The sequence below is a fragment of the Streptomyces sp. NPDC001858 genome (assembly GCF_053594615.1).
In genome coordinates this window covers 1-4,649 of record NZ_JBSFEV010000096.1, presented here as the reverse complement: position 1 = coordinate 4,649, position 4,649 = coordinate 1, and the positions used below count along the sequence as shown (strand labels likewise).

General features: G+C 66.8%; 1 protein-coding gene. It reads right to left on the bottom strand.

Going from position 1 to position 4,649, the window contains the following annotated elements:
* The coding region (locus ACWCPF_RS45195) for an amino acid adenylation domain-containing protein (protein WP_451050990.1) at positions 1-4,649 on the bottom strand (4,649 nt) is incomplete at both ends.

Sequence of the window (4,649 nt, the reverse complement as noted above, 5' to 3'; positions counted from 1 at the left end):
CCGAACGACGCAAACTGCAACACCCCCACCCCCGGACCCACCCCCATCAACGGCCCGAACACCGACACCAAATTCGCCAACCCCCCATGCGTCACTCCCACACCCTTCGGCACCCCCGACGACCCCGACGTATACATCACATACGCCAACCCCGCCCCACCCACCACCACCGGCAACTCAACCCCCACACCCTCACCCACCGGCCGCCCACCATCCAGCCACACCACAGACACACCCCCCAACACATCAACCAGACCACCGGCCGCATCCCCCAACCCCTCCCGACGCGCCAACACCAGACCGACCCCCGCATCGGCCAGCATGAACCCCACCCGCTCCGCCGGCAGCCGCGGATCCACCGGCAGATACGCCGCACCCGCCTTCCACACCGCCAACATCGCCGTCACCATCTCCACGCCACGCGGCAGACACAACCCCACCACCGACTCCACACCCACACCCCGACCCACCAGACACCGAGCCAACCCATCCGCACACGCATCCAACTCCGCAAACGTCAACTCCACCCCACCACCCACCACCGCCACCGCATCCGGCACCAACGCCACCTGCCGAGCAAACAACTCCACCACCGTCACACCCACACCACCCACACCACCCACACCCGTGTCATTCCACCCCACCAACACCTCATCCCGCTGCCCAGCATCAAGCAGCTCGACGGAACGCAGTGGGATGTCGCGGTCGCCGTCCAGAGTGTCGCTGAGCGCGGTGACAAGATTCTCCAGCGTCGTGCACAGCAGCCGTGCCACCGCGTATGGGTCGACAGAGTCGACCACGTCGGCGGTGAGGCTCAGCTCGCCGGTCTCGATGTCATTGACCGACATAGTGATCGGATAGTTGGTCCGCTCCTTGGAATGGACGGCCTGGATCCCCTCGGACGCCTGGTCTTGAGCAGCATCCCGGTCCTGACCAGCCCGTTCCCGCGTGATGTAGCGGTAGTTGAACAGCGAGGTGAACAGGGGCGTGTTCTCCTCAATGCCGCTGGCCTGCTGCGCCACCGCCAACGGCGCATGCTCGTGCTCCAGCAACGCCGCCAGCTGAGACCGCATCTCCTCCACCGCCGCACGGACCCCGACCTGCTCGGTCCGCACCCGCACCGGCAACGTGTTCATCAGCGGACCCACGACCCGGTCGGCACCAGCACCCGCGTTCATCCGCCCGAACAACACCGTGCCAAACACCACATCGTCACGACCTGACAGCACTGCCACGACCCGCGCCCACGCCACATGCAACACCGTCGCCGCACTGACCCCCAACCGGCGAGACACCTCACGCAGCCGGTCAACCAGCTCCTGCGGTACGGGCAGCGCCGCGATTACCGACTCCGCTCCGTCGCCGCTGACATCCATCAGTCCATACGGCGCGGTGGGCTCGGTCACGTCCCCCAACAACTCCGCGAAGAACCGCTCATGCTCCTCCCGCGAAACGCTACGAGCCTGAGCAACGAAGTTCCGGAACGGCAACGCCGCCGCCAACTCATCCCCACGCCCGGTGATGATCGCTTGCAGCTCTCCGGTCAGAACATCCATGCCCTGGTGGTCCAGGACCATGTGGTGCATCCGCAGGAGCCCCAGCCAACGGCCGTCCTCGACCTCGGCCACGTGCAAGTCCATCAACGGCGGCCGGCCCAGATCCATCCCCGAGCCCACCCGCTCCACCAACGCCGCCACCGGATCGAGATCTGCATCGACACCCTCCAGCACATGCGTCACCACCGGCAGTGCCACGTGCCGCCACACCACCTGCACCGGCTCCGGCAGCCCCTCCCACACCACCGCCGTCCGGTAGATGTCATGCCGATCCACGATCCGCTGCAACGCCTGCGCGAACTCCTCCAGCCGCGCCCTGGCATCGAACCGCAGTACCCGCGTAGTCACGTACGGGTCTTTGCCTCCGTCGGCGGCCATCAGGTGGTGGAAGAGGAGCCCCTCCTGCAACGGCGCCAACGGATACACGTCCGCCACATTGGCCGCGCCACCCTCCACCCCGGCGACGATCCGCTCCACATCCGCATCCGACAACTCCACCAACGGCAACATGTCCGCCGTGATCCGCCCCGCACCCACCGGAATCACATTCTCCGGCACCACCACCGGCACCACCGCAACCGCACCAGCCAAACCAGCCGGCGTCGGAGCCTCGAACAACGCCCGCACCGACACCGACACACCCCTCCCACGCAAACGCTCAACCAACCGCACCGCAAGCAGCGAATGCCCACCCAACCGGAAGAAATCGTCATCCATCCCGACCGAGTCCAGCCCGAGCACCTCCGCGAACACAGCGCACAGAATCTCCTCCTGCACCGTGACCGGGCCCCGGCCCGCGCCCACACTCACACCCGCGGCATAGTCCGGCGCCGGCAACGCCCGACGATCCAGCTTCCCACTCACCGCTAGCGGCAGCCGCTCCAGCACCACCACCGCCGCCGGCACCATGTACTCCGGCAACCCCCGCCCCGCAAACTCCCGCAACACATCCGGCAGGTCGCCCTCGACGCCCTCGCCGTCAGCCGGCACCACATAGGCCACCAACCGCTTATCCCCCGGCGCGTCCTCCCGGACGACCACGGCAGCCTGGCCGACCTGCGGGTGGCTTTGCAGAACCGCCTCGACCTCACCAGGCTCGATCCGGAACCCCCGGACCTTCACCTGCTCATCCACCCGACCCACGAACACCAACTGCCCGTCCGGCAGCCACCTCACCAGATCCCCCGTCCGATACATCCGCTCACCCACCCCGAACGGACACGCCACGAACCGCTCCGCCGTCAAACCCCCACGGCCCAAATACCCACGCGCCAACTGCGCACCCGCCACATACAGCTCACCCACCACACCCACCGGCACCGGCCCCAGACCCCCGTCCAGCACAAACACCCGCGTATTCGCAATCGGACGGCCGATCGGCACCGACACACCCACCACATCACCCACCGACACCTCACACACACAACAACCCACCACCGTCTCCGTCGGCCCATACTCATTCACCACCACCGAACCCGGCACCCGCTCCCACCACGAACGCACCACCGCACCCGACAACACCTCACCCCCCACCACCCACCTCCGCGCACCACCCACCAACCGCCCACCCGACACCGACTCCGACAACAACGCCAAATGCGCCGGCACCACCTTCACCAACCCGAACCCACCCCCACACCCCAACAAACCCACCAACCCCTCAACACCACCACCCACACCATCCACAGCACCCACCACCACCGCAGACCCCGACACCAACGGCACCAACACACTCGTCACCGCCAGATCAAACGCCAACGACGAATGCAACGGCACACCCCCACCCATCTCCATCCCATACGCACCCACAGCCCACCCCACATAATTCGCCAACCCCCCATGCGTCACCGCCACACCCTTCGGCACCCCCGACGACCCCGACGTATAGATCACATACGCCAACCCCGCCCCACCCACCACCACCGACAACTCGACCGTCGAGTCGTCGCTCACCGGCTGCGGATCATCCAGCCACACCACGGACACACCCGCCAAGACATCAGACAGTCCATCGGCCGCGTCCCGCAGCCCGCCCTGGTGAGCCAGCACCAGGTGGACCCCGGCATCGGCCAGCATGAACCGCACCCGCTCAGCCGGCAGCTGCGGATCGATCGGCAGATATGCCGCACCCGCCTTCCACACAGCCAGGATCGCGGTGATCGCTTCCACCCCGCGTGCCAGACACAACCCCACCACTGACTCGACTCCCACACCCCGACTCACCAGATACCGAGCCAACCGATCCGCACGCGCATCCAACTCTCGATACGACACCTCTTCCTTGTCGACGATCACCGCAGCGGCTTCTGGGGTCACGGTGACCTGGCGTTCGAACAACTTGAGAGTGGTCGTGGCCGCACTCTCCACAGTGGTGTCGTTCCACTCCGTCAGCAGTTGCTGTCGCTGCTGGACGTCAAGCAGATCGACCGCGTGCAGCCGCACCTGCGGGGCCGCGGTCACCGTCTCCAGCACCCGCGCGAACCAACCGGCGATACGCTCCGCCGTCGACGCGTCGAACAGATCCGCCGCGACGATCACCGATCCGCGCAGCCCTGCCGGGCGCCCCCGAGTATCGAACACCTCCTCGACGGTCACTTCCAGATCGAACCTGGCGTTCGCCGTGGTGGTGAAGCCGCTCGGCGTTGCGGGCCGGCTTCCGGTGCGAGCCTCGGGAAGATCCAACGCGCCTCGCTCGGTGTTCTGCACCGTCAGCATCACCTGGAACAACGGATGCCGCGCCAGCGACCGGGCCGGGGTCAGTTCCTCCACGAGCCGCTCGAACGGCACGTCCTGGTGCTCCAACGCGTCCAGGCTCCGCTGCCGCACGCGGCCCAGCACCTCGGCGAACGTCGGGTCACCCGACAGATCCGTACGGATCACCAACGTATTGACGAAGAACCCGACCAGATCATCCAACGCCTCATCCGTACGCCCCGCCACCGGGAAGCCGATCGGAATGTCCGTGCCTGCACCCAGCCTCGACAGCAACAACGCCAAGGCCGACTGCAACACCATGAACCCAGTCACACCCTCGGCCCGGGCCAACCCCACCAACCGCTCATGCACCTCGGCCGACACCCGCAACGGCACCGC